At 61.5% G+C, this 18,182-nt stretch carries 15 protein-coding genes; 9 read left to right on the forward strand and 6 right to left on the reverse strand.

The features are described from left to right. Both AC1RDJ_RS00005 and AC1RDJ_RS00010 read right to left on the reverse strand, forming a co-directional pair. Positions 1–192 (reverse strand): hypothetical protein (locus AC1RDJ_RS00005; protein ID WP_493026163.1); only part of this gene is annotated, 192 nt, incomplete at its 3' end. A gap of 12 nt (positions 193–204) precedes the next feature. Further along, the gene (locus AC1RDJ_RS00010; RefSeq protein WP_232251014.1) at positions 205–777 is read right to left on the reverse strand and encodes an acyloxyacyl hydrolase; all 573 of its coding nucleotides are present in this window, start codon (positions 775–777) and stop codon (positions 205–207) included. Positions 778–870: 93 nt separating this feature from the next. On the opposite strand from AC1RDJ_RS00010, the gene AC1RDJ_RS00015 reads away from it, so the two are divergent. After that, on the forward strand, positions 871–1,773 hold the full coding sequence (locus AC1RDJ_RS00015) for an NAD(P)-dependent oxidoreductase (RefSeq protein WP_493026164.1): 903 nt from the start codon (positions 871–873) through the stop codon (positions 1,771–1,773). A 1-nt stretch (position 1,774) separates the two neighbouring features. Here the strand turns inward: AC1RDJ_RS00015 and AC1RDJ_RS00020 are convergent, their stop codons facing one another. Further along, positions 1,775–2,968 carry a M20 aminoacylase family protein gene (locus AC1RDJ_RS00020; protein ID WP_071321659.1) on the reverse strand — a complete coding sequence of 398 codons (1,194 nt, stop codon included), beginning with the start codon at positions 2,966–2,968 and terminating at the stop codon, positions 1,775–1,777. Positions 2,969–3,174: 206 nt separating this feature from the next. Between AC1RDJ_RS00020 and AC1RDJ_RS00025 the strand changes: the two genes are divergently transcribed. The 4 genes from AC1RDJ_RS00025 (at position 3,175) to AC1RDJ_RS00040 (ending at position 10,002) form a co-directional block, all read left to right on the forward strand. Next, positions 3,175–5,250, forward strand: a complete 2,076-nt coding sequence (locus tag AC1RDJ_RS00025; RefSeq protein ID WP_493026165.1) for a molybdopterin-containing oxidoreductase family protein — start codon at positions 3,175–3,177, stop codon at positions 5,248–5,250. A gap of 1 nt (position 5,251) precedes the next feature. After that, positions 5,252–6,301 (forward strand): aminopeptidase, encoded by a 1,050-nt coding sequence (locus AC1RDJ_RS00030; protein WP_493026166.1) that lies wholly within the window; start codon positions 5,252–5,254, stop codon positions 6,299–6,301. 275 nt (positions 6,302–6,576) lie between these two features. Continuing rightward, entirely contained in the window at positions 6,577–8,259 is a 1,683-nt protein-coding gene (locus AC1RDJ_RS00035) for a long-chain fatty acid--CoA ligase (RefSeq protein WP_071321661.1), read from the forward strand. Between the two features lie 60 nt (positions 8,260–8,319). Next, a complete protein-coding gene (locus AC1RDJ_RS00040) occupies positions 8,320–10,002 on the forward strand; it encodes a long-chain-fatty-acid--CoA ligase (protein ID WP_071321662.1) in 1,683 nt (560 codons plus the stop codon). Here the strand turns inward: AC1RDJ_RS00040 and AC1RDJ_RS00045 are convergent. After that, a complete protein-coding gene (locus AC1RDJ_RS00045; RefSeq protein WP_493026167.1) occupies positions 9,999–11,171 on the reverse strand; it encodes an acyltransferase family protein in 1,173 nt (390 codons plus the stop codon). The genes AC1RDJ_RS00040 and AC1RDJ_RS00045 overlap by 4 nt on opposite strands. A 161-nt stretch (positions 11,172–11,332) precedes the next feature. On the opposite strand from AC1RDJ_RS00045, the gene AC1RDJ_RS00050 reads away from it, so the two are divergent. Next, on the forward strand, positions 11,333–12,205 hold the full coding sequence (locus AC1RDJ_RS00050) for a LytR/AlgR family response regulator transcription factor (RefSeq protein ID WP_493026168.1): 873 nt from the start codon (positions 11,333–11,335) through the stop codon (positions 12,203–12,205). Between the two features lies 1 nt (position 12,206). Here AC1RDJ_RS00050 and AC1RDJ_RS00055 read toward each other — a convergent pair whose 3' ends face one another. Together AC1RDJ_RS00055 and AC1RDJ_RS00060 are read right to left on the reverse strand one after the other, a co-directional pair. Next, the gene (locus AC1RDJ_RS00055; protein ID WP_493026169.1) at positions 12,207–13,799 is read right to left on the reverse strand and encodes an alkaline phosphatase D family protein; all 1,593 of its coding nucleotides are present in this window, start codon (positions 13,797–13,799) and stop codon (positions 12,207–12,209) included. Between the two features lie 24 nt (positions 13,800–13,823). Further along, on the reverse strand, positions 13,824–14,264 hold the full coding sequence (locus AC1RDJ_RS00060; RefSeq protein ID WP_071321665.1) for an acyl-CoA thioesterase: 441 nt from the start codon (positions 14,262–14,264) through the stop codon (positions 13,824–13,826). Positions 14,265–14,325: 61 nt separating this feature from the next. Between AC1RDJ_RS00060 and AC1RDJ_RS00065 the strand changes: the two genes are divergently transcribed. The 3 genes from AC1RDJ_RS00065 (at position 14,326) to AC1RDJ_RS00075 (ending at position 18,181) form a co-directional block, all read left to right on the forward strand. Next, positions 14,326–16,179, forward strand: a complete 1,854-nt coding sequence (locus tag AC1RDJ_RS00065; RefSeq protein ID WP_289884388.1) for an ABCB family ABC transporter ATP-binding protein/permease — start codon at positions 14,326–14,328, stop codon at positions 16,177–16,179. 196 nt (positions 16,180–16,375) lie between these two features. Then, positions 16,376–17,332 carry an amino acid ABC transporter substrate-binding protein gene (locus AC1RDJ_RS00070; protein WP_071321666.1) on the forward strand — a complete coding sequence of 319 codons (957 nt, stop codon included), beginning with the start codon at positions 16,376–16,378 and terminating at the stop codon, positions 17,330–17,332. 99 nt (positions 17,333–17,431) lie between these two features. Further along, positions 17,432–18,181: an amino acid ABC transporter permease gene (locus AC1RDJ_RS00075; RefSeq protein WP_071326160.1), complete on the forward strand. Its 750-nt coding sequence runs from the start codon at positions 17,432–17,434 to the stop codon at positions 18,179–18,181. Position 18,182: the final 1 nt, after the last annotated feature.

Here is an 18,182-nt window from a genome sequence, read left to right on the forward strand (position 1 = left end):
GGACCGTGAAACAACTTTGCGCCGATGATAGTGCTGCAACCAGTGTGAAAGTAGGTTATCGTCAGGCTTGTTATACGCAGTAGAAGAAAACCCCGCCAGTGATGGTGGGGTTTTTTTTCGTCTGGCGCTGTTGTTTGACGCCATCGAATGGCAGGCATAAAAAAAGGCACCGCTACGCGGTGCCTTTGTCATTTATCACGCCCATTAAAAATGGTAAGCGACTTTGATGTTCATGTAATTGACGCCGCTATTCGGTTTCTTGTAGCCGCCGTTCGAGAAATGCTGGATCTTTGCAGCGACTTCCCATTTGTTATTGAAGATATAGCCGACGCCGATATGGTCGCCGAACTGGAAGTGGGTCGACAGGCGGTTATCGTCGTTATCGTACAGCTTGGACAGCATATGCACGCCTATGCCGCCTTCAGCATAGAAGCCCAGTTTATTCGTGTTTTCAAAGCGGAACACGGGGGTAAAACCCAGATCCCACAGTTTTTGATGCTGGCCAGGGACATTGCGATAGCTCTTGCCATCCCAACCGCCGATGCTGGCATCCCAGTAGCCGCTCAATTGCGTGCCATTCGATACGAACCAGGCCTTATCCCAGTTCGAGGTCACGCCAGCGCGCACCATTTGCACCTTTACGCCCTTGGCGTATTCACCGTAGACGGAGTCGATCAGTTTGTCGTCGGCGGCAAAGCCGGCATTGGCCGCCATCAGCGCGGTAATGGCGGCGATGGATTTGAGGAGATTCTTCTTGAAGAACATAGAGGCTTTCATCGTAAAATTGGCCGATAGGCTGCTGTCTTGTTTGCGCAGGCGCAAGCTTGCTTTGCATGCCGCTTTCGCCACTTGTTGATCTCAGGGGTTCAATTGACATTCTCTACAAAAATCGCGTTTCTCGGTATCGGTCTGATGGGGGATCCGATGGTCCGGCGCCTGCTGCACGCTGGATATTTTGTCACAATTTGGAATCGCACGCACAGCAAGGCCCAAGTCCTGCGTGCGGCAGGGGCGCAGCCTGTCGTTTCCATCGCCGAGGCGGTCAATGGTGCGGACGTGATCATCTCGATGCTGGAGGCGGGTCCCATCGTGGCGCAGGTGTTGCAAGATGCGTTGCCGGCCCTGCCGGCTGGCGCGATCTGGATCGATATGAGTTCCACCAAGCAAGCCGAAGCCCAGCAATTTCATGCCACCTTGCAAGCAGCTGGCCATGCCTTTGTCGATGCACCCGTTTCGGGGGGCGTCGGCGGCGCCCAGGCTGGCAGCCTGGCCATCATGGCCGGCGCCAGCGCCAGCGATTATGCGCGCGTGGAGCATATTTTGACGGCAATGGGGCGGCCGACCCTGGTGGGGCCGGCCGGCAGCGGCCAAGTGGCCAAGTTATGCAATCAGCTGATCGTCGGCGCGACCCTGAATATCGTGGCAGAAGCGTTGCTGCTGGCCCAGGCGGCCGGCGCCGATGCGAGTGCCGTGCGGGCCGCGATCCGTGGCGGCTTCGCCGAAAGCAAGATTCTGGATGTGCATGGTCAACGCATGCTTGAACGTAATTTCGTTGCCGGTGGCCAGGTGAAAAGCCAGATCAAGGACATGCACAATATCCTTGCGGCGGCCGAGGCGGCCCATGTCACCTTGCCGGTGACGCAACTGGTGACGCAACGCTATGACAGCATCGCCGCCACCTATCCGACGGCGGACCATGCGGCCGCCTTGCTGGCCCTGGAAGCGCTGAATCCGGGCCAGCGCCTGGGCGGCGGTCCGGACAAGTTGAGCTGATTCAAGTGACGGGCAGGCTCGCTTCGGCCAGCTTGACCCAGAAACTGGCGCCGATCGGCAGCAGATGGTCGTTGAAGTCGTAGCTGCCATTGTGCAGGACGCACGGTCCCAGGCCGTGGCCGCCATCGCGGTGCTCGCCATCGCCATTGCCGATGAAAATGTAGCAGCCGGCTTTTTCCTGCAGGAAAAACGCAAAGTCCTCGGCACCCATGGTGGGTTCGACATTGGCGTTGACCTTGTCCGCTCCCACCACGCTCTGCATCACTTCGACGGCAAACGCCGTTTCTTTCGCATGGTTGACCAGCGGCGGGTAGTTGCGCTTGAAGTGGAAATCGACTTCGGCGCCAAAGGCGGCGGCCGTGTGCACGGCGATATCGCGCATGCGCTCTTCGATCAAGTCCAGCACGGGCGTGGTGAAGGTGCGTACCGTGCCGACCAGGCTGGCGTCATCGGGGATCACATTGGTGGCGCTGCCCGCATGGATTTGCGTGATCGACAGCACGGCCGTGTCGAGCGGGCTCTTGTTGCGGGTAATCACGGTTTGCCAGCTTTGCGCGATTTGCACGGCCACCATCACGGGATCGATGCCCTTGTGCGGCTGGGCCGCATGCGCTCCCTTGCCTTTCACGGTGACGTGGAATTCATTGCTGGAAGCCATCATCGGTCCTGGCACCACGCTCAGGGTGCCCGTTTCTGCGCCCGGCCAGTTGTGCATGCCGTAGATGGCATCCATGGGAAAGCGGGTAAACAAGCCGTCTTCGATCATTTCGCGCGCGCCGGCGCCGCCTTCTTCGGCCGGCTGGAAGACCAGGTATACGGTGCCGTCGAAATGGCGGTGCTGCGCCAGGTGATGGGCGGCGCCGAGCAGCATGGCCGTGTGGCCGTCATGGCCGCAGGCGTGCATCTTGCCCGGATGGCGCGAAGCATGCTCGAAGGTATTCATTTCCTGCATGGGAAGAGCATCCATGTCGGCACGCAAGCCGATGGCGCGCTTGGACGTGCCATTCTGGATGATGCCGACCACGCCCGTGCGGCCCAGGCCGCGTACCACGGGAATGCCCCATTCCGTCAGTTTGGCGGCGACGACGTCCGAGGTGCGCTGTTCTTCATAGCACAGCTCGGGATGGGCGTGCAGGTCGCGGCGGATAGCTTGCAGCTCGGATTGAAACGCCAAGATGGGATCAACTAGTTTCATGGGACTCTCCTGTGGATGCTGGCGCGCAGCCATGTAGGGCGCGCCGGACCGCGTTTGTCTGATCAAAAACAGGCGCGGCTAATAATGCATTGTAGCCCTTGTTTGCCGGGGAAATCCAGCGCACGGCCGAGCTTGCCATGGCGCCAACAGCAAGCGTGCGGAATGGTTTACAGTATCGCCTTCCGCCAACGTTTTTGGATTGCACCATGACCACGACCCAAGTGCGCGCCGCCTGCCCGCTCGACTGCCCCGATACCTGCGCCCTCCTGGTCACGGTGACCGACGGCATCGCCACGGCCGTCAAGGGCGATCCCGACCACCCGACCACGGCTGGCGTGCTGTGCACGAAGGTGTCGCGCTTCACGGAGCGCACCTACCATGCGGACCGCCTGTTGACGCCGCTGCGCCGCGTGGGCAAGAAAGGCGAGGGCAAGTTCGAGCCCATCAGCTGGGACGAGGCATTGCAGACCATCGCGGCCCGATTGAAACCGATCGCCGCGCGCGATCCGCAAGCGATCTTGCCGTATAGCTACTGCGGCACCATGGGCCTGGTGCAGGGCGAGTCGATGTCGTCGCGCTTTTTCAACCAGCTGGGCGCTTCCCTGCTGGACCGCACCATCTGCGCCTCGGCCGGCGCCACCGGATACCGCTATACGGTGGGCGCCAGCATCGGCACGGACCTGGAACAGTTTCAGAATGCCAAGCTGATCATCATCTGGGGCGGCAATCCGATCGCCTCGAACCTGCATTTCTGGATGCGCGCGCAGGAAGCCAAGCGCCATGGCGCCACCCTGATCGCCATCGACCCCTACCGTTCGCTGACGGCCGAGAAATGCCACCAGCATATCGCCCTGCTGCCCGGCACCGACGCGGCCCTGGCGCTGGGCTTGATGCATGTCTTGATCACGGAAGACTGGCTCGATCATGACTATATCGAACGCTACACTGTTGGCTATGACGCGTTGCAACAGCGCGCGTTGGAATGGCCGCCCGAGCGCGCGGCCGAGGTGTGCGGCATCACCGCCACGGAAGTGGTGGAACTGGCACGCCTGTACGGCCAGACTTGCCGTAACGGTGACGGTGCCGCCATCCGCGCCAACTACGGCGTGCAGCGCGTGCACGGGGGCGGCATGGCGGTGCGCAATATCGCCTGCCTGCCCGCGCTGACGGGTGCCTGGCGCCATGCTGCCGGCGGCATGCAGCTGTCGAGTTCGGGTTCCTTCCCCGTCAACCGCAAGGCCTTGCAGCGTCCCGATTTATTGAAGGGAAGCCCGCGCACCATCAACATGAGCACCATCGGCGACGATCTGTTGAAGGAAAGCTCGCCCGAATTCGGCCCGCAAGTCGAAGCCGTGATCGTCTACAACTCGAATCCGCTGGCCGTGGCGCCCGACTCCTCGAAAGTGGCGCAGGGTTTTGCCCGCGAGGATTTATTTACGGTCGTGCTCGAGCACTTCCAGACCGATACCGTCGACTACGCCGACATCGTGCTGCCCGCCACGACGCAGCTGGAACATGTCGACGCGCACGCCACGTATGGCCATTTGTACATGATGGCGAACAACGCGGCCGTGGCGCCGCTGGGCGAGGCGAAGGCGAATACGGAGATTTTCCGCCTGCTGGCGCAGCACATGGGCTTTGATGACCCGTGCTTCCAGGAAAGCGACGATGCGCTGGCCGCGCAGGCGTTTGACGCGACCCATGCGCGGGCCGTGCATTTCGATTGGGAATCGCTGAAACGCACGGGCTGGCAAAAACTGGCCATGCCCGAGGCGCCGTTCGCCGACGGCGACTTCCCCACGCCATCGGGCAAGTGCGAGTTCTACTCCGATGCCATGGCGCAAGCAGGACTCGATCCCTTGCCCACGTATATCGCGCCGTACGAATCGCTGGCCAGCAATCCCGCGCTGGCAGCCCGTTATCCGCTGGCGATGATTTCCCCGCCGGCCCGCAATTTTTTGAATTCCACTTTCGTCAACGTGACCAGCCTGCGCGCGGCCGAAGGCGAGCCGCACCTCGATATCCATCCCGAGGATGGCGCCGCGCGCGGCATCGCGGCCGGCGACATGGTGCGCATCTTCAATGACCGCGGCAGTTTTGTGGCCAAGGCCAGGGTGACGGACAAGGCAAGAAAAGGCCTGGTGGTGGGCCTGTCCGTGTGGTGGAAGAAACTGGCCAGCGATGGCAAGAACGCCAATGAAGTGACGAGCCAGCGCCTGACGGACATGGGCCGCGCTCCCACCTTCTACGACACGCTGGTCGAAGTGGAAAAGGCCGGCTGACATGGCGCGCTGGCCGGCCCGGCTGCTGGCAGGCATGCTGTGCCTGTCGCTGGGCGGCTGCACGCAGCTGCGCTATTACGCGCAGGCGGCGCAGGGACAGTATGCGTTGTGGTCCGGCGCGCGTCCCGTCGACGACTGGATGAACGACCCTGCCACCGAGCCGCGCCTGAAGGCCCGCCTGCTCAAGGCGCAGCAGATCCGTCGCTTTGCCGTCAGCGAACTGGACTTGCCGGACAATGGCAGCTACACGCAATACGCCGCCTTGTCGCGGCCGTTCGTGCTGTGGAATGTGGTGGCCACGCCGGAACTGTCGCTGCAGCCGCTGCAATGGTGTTTTCCCGTCGCCGGCTGCGTCAGCTACCGCGGCTATTACAGCAAGGACGAGGCCCTGGCCTACGCCGATGAACTGCGGGCCCAGCATTACGACGTGCAGGTGGGCGGCGTGCCCGCGTATTCCACGCTGGGCTGGTTCGACGACCCGCTGCTGTCGACCTTTATCCATTACAACGATGCGGAGCTGGCGCGTCTGGTCTTCCACGAACTGGCGCACCAGGTGGTGTACGTGCCCGGCGATTCCTCCTTCAACGAATCGTTTGCCGGCGCCGTGGAAGAAGCGGGCGTGCAGCGCTGGCTGGCGCGCGAGGGCAATGACGCCATGCGCGACGCCTATGCCCGGTATGCGGCGCGGCGCCAGGATTTCCTCGCCCTGCTGCTGCACTACCGGGGCGAACTGGAAGCCGTGTATGCGGGCGACGCCAGCGATGCGCAGAAGCGGGCGCGCAAGGCGCAGCTATTTGCCGAGTTGAAAGAGGCGTATCAGGTGCAGCGGCAAAACTGGGGCGGTTTTGCCGGTTATGACCGCTGGTTCGAGCAGCCATTGAGCAATGCGCACCTGGCTTCCGTGTCCACCTACAATGAATTTTTGCCTGCCTTCAAAAAATTGCTGGAAGAAAAAAAGAACTTTCGTGCTTTTTATGCTGCAGTGCACACAATGTCTCAGATCAAGAAGCCTGAGCGCAGGCGTGCGCTGGAACAATTGTCCAGCCCCTGACCCGTAAAGATTGCCCCGCACGCCGAGGCGAACGATCCTGCAACGGCGTATTTATCATGCTGCAATGCAGCACAAAACTGCCCTAGAGTTGCTGCTCGAATACTGTTGAAAGCGCTTGCATGGAAGCGCGGCGACCGATAGCATCGCGTTAGTAGCATAGAGCAATTGCTCGTCAGAATGCTCAAACTGACTGCAGGACGACAGAATCCGCAGCAATGATCCGCGCCGGCAAGGTGCGCCGGCTCCCCACGATTATTCGAGACAAGAGGCACAGGATGGAAAAAATTTGGCTGAAGTCGTACCCTCCCGGCGTACCTGCCGACATTAATCCTGATCAATATCGTTCGCTGGTGCATGTGCTGGAAGAAGCGTTTCAAAAATATGCGGACCGCAATGCCTATGTCTGCATGGACAAATTTCTCACCTATGCCGAACTCGATACCTATTCGCGCCAGCTGGGCGCCTGGCTGCAAAGCCGGGGCTTGAAAAAAGGGGCCAGAGTCGCCCTGATGATGCCGAACGTGCTCCAGTATCCGGTGGCGATTGCCGCCGTGCTGCGCGCCGGCTACACGGTGGTCAACGTCAATCCGCTGTACACGCCGCGCGAACTCGAGCACCAGCTCAACGATTCGGGCAGCGAAGCCATCATCGTGCTGGAAAACTTCGCCCATACGCTCGAACAGGTGTTGAGCAAGACAGCCGTCAAGCACATCATCGTTGCCAGCATGGGCGAGATGCTCGGCGGCTTGAAGGGCATGATCGTCAATTTTGTCGTGCGCAACGTCAAGAAGATGGTGCCCGCGTATTCCCTGCCGAACGCCATGCGTTTCAAGCAGGCGCTGGCGCTGGGCAGCCGCATGAAACTCACGCCGGTCGAGCTGAGCATCAACGACGCCGCCTTCCTGCAATACACCGGCGGCACGACGGGCGTGTCGAAAGGCGCGACCTTGAGCCACCGCAATGTGATCGCGAATGTGCTGCAGAGCGAAGCGTGGTCGGGCGCGGCGCTCGACCAGAACAGCAAGGAGCAGCTGATCATCGTCTGCGCCTTGCCGCTGTACCATATCTTCGCGCTGACGGCGTGCGCGATGTGGGGCACGCGCGTGGGCGCGCTGAATATCCTGATTCCGAATCCGCGCGATATCCCGGGCCTGATCAAGGAACTGGGCAAGTACAAATTCAACTTGTTGCCGGCAGTTAATACGCTGTACAACGCGCTGGTGAATCACCCCGACTTTGCCCGGCTCGACTTCTCGGGCTTGAAGATCGCCAATGGCGGCGGCATGGCGGTGCAGCAATCCGTCAACGACAAATGGCTGCAGGCGACGGGCGTCTCCATCATCGAAGGCTATGGTTTGTCGGAAACATCACCGGTTGCTACCTGTAACCGCGCCGACACCACGGTGTTTTCCGGCACCATCGGCTTGCCCGTGCCGTCGACCGACATCGCCATCCTCGACGATGACGGCAAGGAAGTGCCGCTGGGCCAGACGGGCGAGATCGCCATCCGCGGCCCGCAAGTGATGACGGGCTACTGGAACCGCCCCGACGAGACGGCCAAGGTGATGACACAAGACGGTTACTTCAAATCGGGCGACGTGGGCATCATGGACGAGCGCGGTTACGTGAAGATCGTGGATCGCAAGAAAGACATGATCCTCGTCTCCGGCTTCAATGTGTATCCGAACGAGGTCGAAGCCGTCATCGCGGCCCATCCGGGCGTGCTCGAGTGCGCCTGCGTGGGCGTGCCGGACGAACATTCTGGCGAGGCCGTGAAAGTGTTCGTCGTGCGCAAGGACCCGAACCTGACCCAGGAAGTGCTGGCCGCATATTGCAAGGAACAGTTCACGGGCTACAAGCGGCCGAAATACATCGAATTCCGCGATGAACTGCCGAAGACCAACGTTGGCAAGATTTTGCGTCGCGCCTTGCGCGACGAGAAGAAGATAGCAGCATAAACAGTGCCGGGGGCGCCCAAGGCTGCGCCCCCTTTAATACAGATAAAGATGAGGCAATTGATGGACAAGATTTGGTTGAAGTCGTACCCGGACAGCGTTCCCGCAGAGATCGACTGCACGCAGTATCGTTCCGTCACGCATTTGCTGGAAGAATCGTTCCAGAAATACGCGGACCGCAACGCTTTCGTGTGCATGGATAAATTCCTCACCTACCGCGAACTCGACAAGCTGTCGCTGCAGATGGGCGCCTGGCTGCAAAGCAAGGGCCTGAAGACGGGCGCGCGCGTGGCGATCATGTTGCCGAACGTGCTCCAGTATCCGGTGGCGATGGCGGCAATCTTGCGCGCCGGCTACACAGTCGTCAACGTCAATCCGCTGTACACGCCGCGCGAATTGCAGCACCAGCTGATCGATTCGGGCAGTGAAGCGATCATCGTGCTGGAAAACTTTGCCACCACGGTCGAGCAGGTATTGCCGCATACCCAGGTCAAGCATGTGATCGTTGCCACCATGGGCGACTTGCTGGGCGGACTGAAAGGCACAATTGTCAACTTCGTCGTGCGCAAGATCAAGAAAATGGTGCCCGCGTTTTCCTTGCCTGGCGCCATCAGCTTCAACAAGATGCTGGCCGAGGGAGCGCGCCTGACCTTGACGCCCGTGCAGCAGGGCCATGACGATATCGTCTTCCTGCAATACACGGGCGGCACGACGGGCGTGTCGAAGGGCGCCATGCTGCTGCACCGTAACGTGATCGCCAACGTGCTGCAAAACGAGGCGTGGATTTCGCCCGTGATGACCAAGGAAATGCGCGCCACCTCGATGGGCTTCATGTGCGCCTTGCCCCTGTATCACATCTATTCGCTGACGGTCAGCGCCCTGATGGGCATGCGCGTGGGTGGCTTGAACGTGCTGATCCCGAACCCGCGCGACATTCCCGGTTTCGTCAAGGAATTGTCCAAGCACAAGATCGTCGTCTTCCCGGCCGTCAATACGCTGTACAACGCGCTGCTGAACAATGCCGAGTTTGCCAAGCTCGATTTCTCCAGCTACAAGGTGTGCAATGGCGGCGGCATGGCCTTGCAGCGCAACGTGGCCGAGCGCTGGCTGAAACTGACGGGCTGCCCGCTGATCGAAGGCTATGGCATGTCGGAAACGTCGCCCGTGGTGACGGGCAACCGCGTCGACATCACGGAATTCACGGGCACCATCGGCTTGCCGTTCCCGTCGACGGAAGTGGCGATCCTGAACGACGATGGCGTGGAAGTACCGCTGGGCGAACCGGGCGAGATCGCCGTGCGCGGCCCGCAAGTGATGGCCGGCTACTGGCAGCGTCCGGACGAGACGGCCAAGTCGATGACGGCGGACGGCTATTTCAAGACGGGCGACGTGGGCGTCATGGACGAGCGCGGCTACGTGAAGATCGTGGATCGCAAGAAAGATATGATCATCGTCTCCGGCTTCAATGTGTATCCGAACGAGGTGGAAGACGTGGTCGCGTCGTGTCCGGGCGTGCTCGAATGCGCGTGCATCGGCGTGCCCGATGCGAACTCGGGCGAAGCCGTGAAAGTGTTTGTCGTGCGTAAGGATCCGAACCTGACGGTGGAACAGATCCGCGAGCATTGCAAGCATGAACTGACGGCCTACAAGAAGCCGAAATACATCGAATTCCGCGATGAATTGCCGAAAACCAACGTCGGCAAGATCTTGCGCCGGCAATTGCGTGACGAAAAGAAAGCTGCTTAATTTGCAGGCAAGGCTGTGTCCGCCGCTACGGCTCTTCGTGGCAGGGCGGGCAAGCCGAAGCAGGGACGCAGCCAGCTCACCTTGCTGATCAACAGCGACGTCCCCAGCCAGCAGAGCGCCACCGTGCCGGCCAGTATCAGCAATGGCTCGAGCACGGGACCCAGCCGCAGCGGCACCAGCCAGTACGCCAGCAGCACGATCGCGCTCTGGTGCAGTATGTACCAGGGAAAGACCGCCTGGCGCGCCCATGGCAGCCAGGAAAAGGGCCGGTTCAGCAAGGTGTACGACCAGCCCAGGATGGCGCAGATGGCCAGCCACATGTACAGGTTGCGCATGGGCCAGGAGCCGGCCGAAGCCCAGGTCAGCAGGTTTTCCGAATACACGAGGTCAAAGCCCAGATACACGGCAAACGCGCATGGCGCCAGCAACAGCGCATGCCAGCGCAGCCGGGCCAGTTCCTGCCACACTCCCTTGTCATTGCCCAGCCACCAGCCATACAGGTACATGGTGAAATAGATGGCGTGCGCGTACCAGTCCTTGAGCAGCGCGTGGTTTTCCGGATAGCGCAGTTTCAGGAAGACGGTTGCCGCCAGCGTTGGCAGGGCGGGCAGGATCAGCAGGCGCCAGCCGCGCAGTCTCGTGAACAGCGGCCTGGCCTGGGCCAGCAGCGGCTGCAGCGCCGCCAGCACGAGGGTGTACAGCAGCAGATACACGAGATACCACAGATGGTTCCAGGTAAAACTGGTTTTCCAGCCCGTAAATGCGCCGGCCGGCCAGGCGTAGCCGCCAAAATAATGCAGCAGGAATTGTCCATAGCCAGGCTCGACCAGGCCGTTGCTGACGCCTTCGCAATACGGCTGCACGGGCACCACCAGCAGCACGCCAAAGAGCAGGGGCAGCAGCAGGCGCGCGAGCCTGCGCCGCAGGAAAGCGCCACGGGACGCTTGCGTCATCATGGCGCACGACACGCCGGAAATGAGGAAGACGATTTCCATGCGCCAACGGTTGATAAAGACCATGGGGAAATTCAACGTTTCCGTCAAGTACGTGCTTTTCATATGGAAGGCGGCGCCGTCCAGATACAGCATGGCCGTGTGGTAGGCGATCAGCAGGCTGAAGACAAGAAAGCGCAAGGCGTCGATATCGTAACGGCGAGAATGGATGCTCATGATGGGCGATGGGGACGTTGGTGTGGGAATGCCCGAGCATAGGCAGGTCGCGGCGGCCGACCCAGTGAAAAGTGACCAATTGCGGGCAGTTTGTGACAAGCGGCGACGCCGGGACGGCGGTGGGACATTACAATCATGCAACTCATTCACCGTCCGCCACCATGCGCCTTTCTTCCACCGATTTGTTGCAACGATATCAACGCTGGCGCAAGCTCGCCGAGCCAGCTTTCTGGATCGTCCTGTATCTGCTGCAAACTTCGCTCAACTGCTGGATCAGCTGGGCCGACCGCGTGCGCGCCGGGCTCGCGACGCCATTCTGGGAAGTGGCCGTGTGGGAATGGAGCAGCAACCTGGTGTTGCTGGCGCTGGTACCGGTGGTGATCCTGGCCAACCAGCTGCGTCCCCTGCACCTGGTGTTCCAGCGCCGGAACCTGCGCTGGCACCTGGCCGCGTCGCTCGTCTACAGCCTGGTGCATGTGCTGGCCATGGTGGCCTTGCGCAAGCTCGCGTACTGGAGCCAGGGCAGCGATTACGATTTCGGCGACTGGTGGCGCGAATTGCCATACGAGTATGTCAAGGATGTGCGTACTTACTTCTCCATTTTATTGTTCACCGGTTTTTACCAGTTGCTGCTGATGCGCTGGCAAGGCGAGGCGACCTTGCTGGGCGAACCCGATGCAGGGGCGGCCGTGGAACCGGTGGAGCAGCCGGAACGCTTCCTGGTGCGCAAGCTGGGCAAGGATTTCCTGCTGCCCGCGGCCGACATCGAATGGATACAGGCCTGGGGCAATTATGTGAACCTGCATGTGCGCGGCCACGACTACCCGCTGCGCTCGACCATGGCGGCCATCGAGCGCCGCCTCGATGGCAAGCGCTTTGTGCGCGTGCATCGCAGCTATATCGTCAACCTCGATTTCGTGCAAACGATCACGCCGCTGGAGTCGGGCGAGGCACGCATCGGCCTGAGCACGGGCGGCGAGGTGCCCGTCAGCCGGCGCTACCGCGACGCCCTGAAACAGCTGTCGATGGCGTGATTCAGCTTTGCTGCAGGCCGGGGATACCGTCGCGCACGGTAAAACTGGCCAGCGGCGCGATGGCGGAGGCGCGGTCGCGCACATTTTCCAGGCCCTGGAACACGGTCGTGGTTTTCTCTGGCGTGATATCCATCCACATATAGCCGCGCTTGTCGCTGCGTCCGTAGCAGATGTGCGGATTCATCGCCACGTACTGGTCCGTGCGCGCCTGTGGGCGGGAACTCGAGGTGATGGAGGTGCCGCAAAACTCGGTGGCCAGCACGGGATTCGCCTTGCCAATGGAGCGCGTGGCGTTGCGGCTCAGCTCCGTCGCATAAAACGTGTGCACGTCGCCTGACAGCACCAGCGGGTTGCGGGCCTGGCTGTTGTGCAGGGCGTCGAGCAGGTGCTGGCGCGCCAGCGGATAGCCATCCCAGCCATCGGTCCAGATGCGTTCGTCGCCGGGACGCACGATCGGCACCTGGCTCGATTGCGCCATCAGTGTTTGCTGGGCCAGTATGTTCCAGTGCGCGGGAGAATTGTCGAGCCCGGCTTGCAGCCAGCGCTGCTGTTCTTCGCCCAGCATGGTGCGACCCGGTTTCAGCAAGTCGGGGCAGTTGCGCGTGGTGACGGAATTCGAGCCGCCGCGGCCCGGCCTGGCGCACGCGTGGTAGGCGCGGTACTGGCGGTCGTCCAGCACATGGAAGCGCGCCAGGCGGCCCCAGTCGTAGCGCTGGTAGATGCGCATGTCGACGAAGCCGCGCCGTCCCAGCGGCAGCAGACGCAGCGGCATATGCTCATAGAACGCCTGGTAGGCGGCCGCGCGGCGCGCAAGGAACGACGGCGTGAGCAATTCGTCGCGGTCATTGCCGTAATCGTTGGCCACCTCATGGTCATCCCAGGTGACGATCCACGGCGCGGCCAGGTGCGCGTCCTGCAGATCCTGGTCGCTCTTGTACTGCGCATAGCGGGTGCGGTAGTCGGCCAGGGTGAAGCTTTCATGCGTGCGCATGGCCCGGTCCGGGTGCTGCAGCTGGTACGGCCCCCATTCGTAGATATAGTCGCCGAGGAAGGCCACCAGGTCGGGCGCGGCCGCGGCGATATGCCGGTGCGCCGCGTAGGCGCCAAATTCCCAGTGCTGGCACGAGGCCACGGCCAGTTTCAGCGAGGCGGGCAGGGCATCGGCGGCCGGCGCCGTGCGCGTGCGGCCCACGGGGCTGACGGCGTCGCCCAGCATGAAGCGGTACCAGTACCAGCGTCCGGGCGCCAGGCCTGCCACGTCCACATGCACGCTGTGCGCGAGCGCCGGCGTGGCCGTCGCTTGCCCCTTGGCGACGATGCGCCGGAATGCTTCGTCCTCGGCCACTTCCCAGCGCACGGTGAGGGCGATGGCGCGCGTGGCGGCCGCGTGCAGCGGGTCGTAGCAGATGCGCGTCCACAGCACGACGGCATCGGGCAGGGGCGAGCCGGAAGCGACGCCGAGCGCGAATGGATAGCCGCCGCCATTCAGGCGCGTGGCGGCGCGTGCGCCGGAACCGGACAGCATGCCGCCGGCGGCGGCCAGGGCACCGATGCGCGCGGCGCTGTGCAGGAAGATGCGGCGCTGGCTATCCATGCCGGCGGAGCCCGCGGAGTGGAATTATTGCGACAACAAGGTTTCGATCGGCGGCACCTTGCGCGGCTTGCGGTCGGAATCGGTGGCGACATAGATCAGGGTGGCTTCCGTAACTTTCACGATGCACGCCTGCAGGCGGTTGCGCTCGGCATACACTTCGACATTGACGGTGATCGAGGTATTGCCGACCTTGACGATATCGGCGTAGAAGGACAGCAGATCGCCGACGAACACGGGATTTTTGAAGACGAAGGAGTTGACGGCGATGGTGGCGACGCGGCCGTTGGCGCGTCGCGTGGCCGGCAGGGAGCCGGCGATATCGACTTGCGACATGATCCAGCCGCCGAAGACGTCGCCGTATACATTGGCGTCCGACGGCGCGGGCATCATGCGCAGTTCGGGCATTTTTCCGGCGGGCAGGCCGGAGGCGAGGCAGTTATCGGGGCGGGCGGGGGAGGTGCTCATCTTTTATTCTCATGAAAGGCTACAATTGCCCCGATTGAACCATAAAAAGCCGACCTTCGCCATGCGCCGTTCCCAGACTCCCCCTCCGCCCCGCTCGCCAGCTTCCGCCAGCCACAGCGATTTCGCCACCATCAAGACCCTGCTGCCGTACTTATGGGTCTACAAATGGCGGGTGCTGCTGGCGCTGCTCTGCCTGGTGGGCGCCAAGCTGGCCAACGTGGGCGTGCCTCTGATCCTGAAAAAACTCGTCGACGCCATGACCATCACGGCGGCCCATCCGCAGGCGCTGCTGGTATTGCCGGTGGGCTTGCTGGTGGCCTACGGCTTGCTGCGCCTGTCGACCACCTTGTTTACGGAGCTGCGCGAATTCCTGTTCGCCCGGGTCACGCAGCGCGCCGTGCGCACCATCGCGCTGCAAGTGTTCCGCCACCTGCATGCGCTGTCCTTGCGCTTTCATTTGAACCGCCAGACGGGCGGCATGACGCGCGACATCGAACGGGGCACGCGCAGCGTCGGCTCGCTCATTTCCTATACCTTGTTCAACATCTTGCCGACCCTGGTGGAAATCACCCTCGTGCTCGGCTATCTGGTCTTGCATTACGACATCTGGTTCACCGTCATCACGGCGGTGGCGCTCGTGTCCTATATCGCGTTTACCGTGCTGGTGACGAACTGGCGCACGCACTTCCGCCGCACCATGAACGACCTCGATTCCAAGGCGAATACCAAGGCCATCGATTCGCTGATCAACTATGAAACCGTGAAATATTTCGGCAACGAGGATTACGAAGCGAAGCGCTATGACGAGGGCTTGCAGCGCTATGAAAGTGCGGCCGTGAAATCGCAGACTTCCTTGTCCCTGCTCAATACGGGCCAGTCGCTGATCATCGCCACGGCCGTCACATTGATCCTGTGGCGCGCCACGGTGGGCGTGATCGCCGGCACGATGACCCTGGGCGACCTGGTGCTGGTGAACGCCTTCATGATCCAGCTGTACATTCCCCTCAATTTCCTTGGCGTCATCTACCGCGAAATCAAGCAGAGCCTGGCCGACATGGAGCGCCTGTTCTCGCTGCTGAACGAAAACCGCGAAATCGCCGATACGCCGGAAGCCAGGCCGCTCGTCACGCGCGGCGCGGCCGTGCGTTTCGAGCATGTGGATTTCAGCTATGAAGCCAAGCGGCAAATCCTGTTCGACGTGGATTTCCAGATCGCCGCCGGCACCACGACGGCCGTGGTGGGCCACAGCGGTTCGGGCAAGTCGACCCTGTCGCGCCTGTTGTTCCGCTTCTATGAAGTCGATGGTGGCGGCATCACCATCGACGGCCAGGACTTGCGCAGCATCACGCAGGATTCCTTGCGCGCCGCCATCGGCATCGTGCCGCAAGACACGGTGTTGTTCAACGACACCATCGAATACAACATCGCCTATGGCAAGCCGGGCGCCAGCAAGGACGCCATCGTGGCGGCGGCGAAGGCGGCGTCGATCCATGATTTCATTGAAAGCTTGCCCGATGGCTACAACTCCATGGTGGGCGAGCGGGGCTTGAAGCTGTCGGGCGGCGAAAAGCAGCGCGTGGCCATCGCCCGCACCTTGCTGAAGGATCCGGCCATTTTGATCTTCGATGAAGCCACCTCGGCGCTCGATTCGAAGGCCGAACAGGCGATCCAGGCGCAGCTGAAGGACATCGCCAGGAACCGCACCACGCTGGTGATTGCGCACCGCCTGTCGACGGTGGCCGACGCCCAGCAAATCCTCGTGCTCGACCATGGCCGCATCGTCGAGCGCGGCACGCATCCGCAATTGCTGGCCGCAAATGGCCTGTATGCGCAGATGTGGCAACGCCAGCAGGCGAATATGGACGATGAGACGGAAGAGGATGACGCGCTGGCGGGCTTGGCGCCAGCAAAATAAATCGGGAATGGGAAATCAGTAGGAAAAATGCTACAGCCGCGCCCCTTCAGGCGCGCGTATAGCGCCTATTTGAGGGCAATCGCAGAAAACGGCTAGTCCGGCGCTGAAAATGAAATAAAATTAATTCCATTGGTGGCGTCTGCACCACAGTTGTTTCGTCCGGAGTCGCATCCGGTTTGTCCGCCCAGGAGAATTTATGAAATTGACCAGAATCGTCGCCACGCTGCTCAGCGTTGGCGTCCTTAGCAGCATGTCGCCAGCCCAGGCACAGGAATTGACCGGCACATTGGCCAAGATCAAGAAAGCCGGTTCCGTCACCCTCGGTGTGCGTGACGGCTCCGTGCCCTTCTCCTATCTCGATGACAAGCAGCAATACCAGGGCTATTCGATCGACCTGTGCATGAAGGTCGTCACGGCCCTGCAAAAGCACCTGGGCCTGAGCGAACTGAAAGTGGTGATGAGCCCCGTCACCTCGGCCAACCGCATCCCGCTGATGGCCAACGGCACCATCGACCTCGAATGCGGCTCGACGACGAACAACCTCGAGCGCCAGCAGCAGGTGGCATTCGCGCCCACCATGTTCGTCATCGGCAACCGCGTGCTGTCGAAAAAATCCTCGAACATCAAGACCCTGGAAGACTTGCGCGGCAAGACCCTGGTCGCCACGGCCGGCACGTCGACCATCAAGCAGATGACCATCCTCAACAAGGAAAAGAACCTGGGCATGAACATCGCCGTCGGCAAGGACCATCCCGAATCGTTCCTGATGCTGGAAACGGGCCGCGCGGTGGCCGAAGCCAACGACGATATCTTGCTCGCCTCGCAAGTGGCCAATTCGAAAAATCCGAACGACTACGAAATCACCAAGGAAGCGCTGTCCGTCGAGCCATACGGCATCATGCTGCGCAAGGGCGACCCGGCCTTCAAGAAGGTGGTCGACGACGCCCTGATCCGCCTGTACAAGAGCGACGACATCAACCGCATCTACGCCAAGTGGTTTACCTCGCCGATCCCGCCGAAAAACATCAACCTGAAATTCCCCATGCCGCCGCAATTGAAGGCGGTCTTCACGAATCCGACCGATTCGGGCGATCCGGCCGCGTATGCGGCCGTGCCGGAAGCGCAGAAGACGTCGGACAAACGGAAAAAGTAACAAGAGTGCGTAAAAACCGGGGGGCGCAAGCCTCCCGTTTCATTTGCGGGGCGGGCGGCGGGCAAGCCGCCGTCCTTGGGCCGCATGGGAAGGATGATCATGAATTACAACTGGAATTGGCGCATCTTCTGGGAGATATCTCCCGATGGCGTCGGCACGTATATGGACACCCTGTGGTCCGGCTTGATCTGGACCCTGGCCACGGCCGGCACGGCCTGGATCATGGCCCTGATCCTGGGCCTGGTGATCGGCACCATCCGCACCCTGCCGAATAAATGGATCGTTGGCGTGGCCAACGCGTATGTCGAATTGTTCCGCAACGTGCCGCTGCTGGTGCAGATGTTTCTCTGGTATTTCGTCATGCCGGAGCTGCTGCCCACGGACATGGGCAACTGGGTCAAGTCGCTGCCGAATGCGCCGTTCGTCACGGCGGTTCTGTGCCTGGGATTTTTCACTTCCTCGCGCGTCGCCGTGCAGGTGACGACGGGCATCGAGGCGCTGCCGCGCGGGCAGAAACTGGCCGGCACGGCGCTCGGCCTGACCCTGCCGCAAACCTACCGTTTCATCCTGCTGCCGATGGCCGCGCGCGTCATCATGCCACCGCTGACCAGCGAGTTCCTGAACATCATCAAGAACAGCTCCGTGGCGCTGACCATCGGCCTGATCGAACTGACGGCCAGCGCGCGCGCCATCCAGGAATTTTCGTTCCAGGTCTTCGAAGCGTTTTCGGCCGCCACCATCATCTACGTCGTCGTCAATCTGCTGGTGGTGGTGCTGATGCACCTGATCGAGAAAAAGGTCGCCATCCCGGGCTTCATCGTCGCCGGCGCCAAGACGGGAGGACACTGAC

It is taken from the genome of Janthinobacterium sp. GW822-FHT07H10 (assembly GCF_058798675.1).

Coding starts and splice junctions, on each gene's coding strand:
- AC1RDJ_RS00010 (WP_232251014.1), bottom strand. CDS start 777: ATGAAAGCCTCTATGTTCTTCAAGAAGAATCTCCTCAAATCCATCGCC.
- AC1RDJ_RS00020 (WP_071321659.1), bottom strand. CDS start 2,968: ATGAAACTAGTTGATCCCATCTTGGCGTTTCAATCCGAGCTGCAAGCT.
- AC1RDJ_RS00025 (WP_493026165.1), top strand. CDS start 3,175: ATGACCACGACCCAAGTGCGCGCCGCCTGCCCGCTCGACTGCCCCGAT.
- AC1RDJ_RS00030 (WP_493026166.1), top strand. CDS start 5,252: ATGGCGCGCTGGCCGGCCCGGCTGCTGGCAGGCATGCTGTGCCTGTCG.
- AC1RDJ_RS00035 (WP_071321661.1), top strand. CDS start 6,577: ATGGAAAAAATTTGGCTGAAGTCGTACCCTCCCGGCGTACCTGCCGAC.
- AC1RDJ_RS00040 (WP_071321662.1), top strand. CDS start 8,320: ATGGACAAGATTTGGTTGAAGTCGTACCCGGACAGCGTTCCCGCAGAG.
- AC1RDJ_RS00045 (WP_493026167.1), bottom strand. CDS start 11,171: ATGAGCATCCATTCTCGCCGTTACGATATCGACGCCTTGCGCTTTCTT.
- AC1RDJ_RS00050 (WP_493026168.1), top strand. CDS start 11,333: ATGCGCCTTTCTTCCACCGATTTGTTGCAACGATATCAACGCTGGCGC.
- AC1RDJ_RS00055 (WP_493026169.1), bottom strand. CDS start 13,799: ATGGATAGCCAGCGCCGCATCTTCCTGCACAGCGCCGCGCGCATCGGT.
- AC1RDJ_RS00060 (WP_071321665.1), bottom strand. CDS start 14,264: ATGAGCACCTCCCCCGCCCGCCCCGATAACTGCCTCGCCTCCGGCCTG.
- AC1RDJ_RS00065 (WP_289884388.1), top strand. CDS start 14,326: ATGCGCCGTTCCCAGACTCCCCCTCCGCCCCGCTCGCCAGCTTCCGCC.
- AC1RDJ_RS00070 (WP_071321666.1), top strand. CDS start 16,376: ATGAAATTGACCAGAATCGTCGCCACGCTGCTCAGCGTTGGCGTCCTT.
- AC1RDJ_RS00075 (WP_071326160.1), top strand. CDS start 17,432: ATGAATTACAACTGGAATTGGCGCATCTTCTGGGAGATATCTCCCGAT.